Here is a 1,165-nt window from a genome sequence, read left to right as displayed (position 1 = left end):
ATTTGGGTAAAACAGGAAAAAGTCAAAAATAATTTCCGAAAGTGATAAGGGTTATGAAAGAATCCACCAAACTAAAAAAGATAGGAGTCTATTATTTAAAAGGAAAGGCCCCTATCTTATATTTCTCGTAATTAACAATTTTTCTTTAAATAGTATGTCCCTTTTTTGGATGAACAAGGTTGATAGTATTTAACAAGAGTTCTTAGGATCAATGCCTTTGATTTTATGATTTTACACCATTCGAAAATAGTTCCCGATGTAACCTTTATTTCAGGAAAAAGTAGGATCAACTCCTCTACACTACGCAATATTGCTGCTTCTTTATCCTCTACAAAACCGCACTTTTTACAAGCTAAAGTCGTTGTTCGCCCTGAATCTAACATATCTAAGCTCCCACACCCTGCACACAAAATCCCTTTCGCCATCCCATCAAAACTATACTCTGGGAGCAGTGAATAAGGCGAGTTTTTTACATGTAGCTCCAAAAGCTTATTTGCCAGTCCATGATGTTTTCCAATTAATCTCGAAGACTGAGTATTTAATTGTTTAATAAAGCGCTCAAGTTGTGTTGGAAAAATAATCGGTAGGTCTGGTGAAGCATGGTAGAGGTAAAATTCAGGATTTATGAATACGAGGTGGCCCTCAACTGTACAGTTCAATCGTAGTTTTGGAGTAATTGCCGAAAGAGAGATACACTTCGATTTAATTGAAGGAGCGGATTTTTAATCTCCTTCCCAGATAGCATTCGTAAACAATCGCCATCTAGTAGATAATCACCTTCGAAATTTTTCACTTCAAAAATGTGAATTTTGTGTTGAGAAATAAGGAGTGAATCAATTTGATAATGGGTATTGTTTGTTTCTAAAAGTAAGTTATTGATAATGAGGCAATCAAGGGAGAGGTTGATTATGCGTTTGTCAAACATTTTTTCTCCAATAAAACCCTTTTCAAGTGAAATGATTTGATTTTCTGTTTTCGCGGTAACTTTGGTTCGGGCTCGGATAAATCTTAAAAGTAGCAATTCAAGTGGAATGGTACGAGGTTTAATGATCAAAAACAACACTTCCTTTTAATAAGATTCGAGATAATTGTAAATCTTATCTTCACTATATACAATTGATAATTTCTGCAACTTGTATATACATCGGTTCAGAAAATTCTAATA

1 protein-coding gene is annotated in these 1,165 nt (G+C 34.2%); it reads right to left on the bottom strand.

The window, feature by feature from the left end:
* Positions 1–655: 655 nt before the first annotated feature.
* On the bottom strand, positions 656–1,054 hold the full coding sequence (locus V7097_RS25925) for a nuclease-related domain-containing protein (protein ID WP_335706517.1): 399 nt from the start codon (positions 1,052–1,054) through the stop codon (positions 656–658).
* Between the last annotated feature and the right edge of the window lie 111 nt (positions 1,055–1,165).

The organism is Bacillus sp. JJ1562 (assembly GCF_036962705.1).
Lineage (GTDB): Bacteria > Bacillota > Bacilli > Bacillales > Bacillaceae_L > Ferdinandcohnia.
This window is presented reverse-complemented; position numbering and strand designations above follow the sequence as displayed.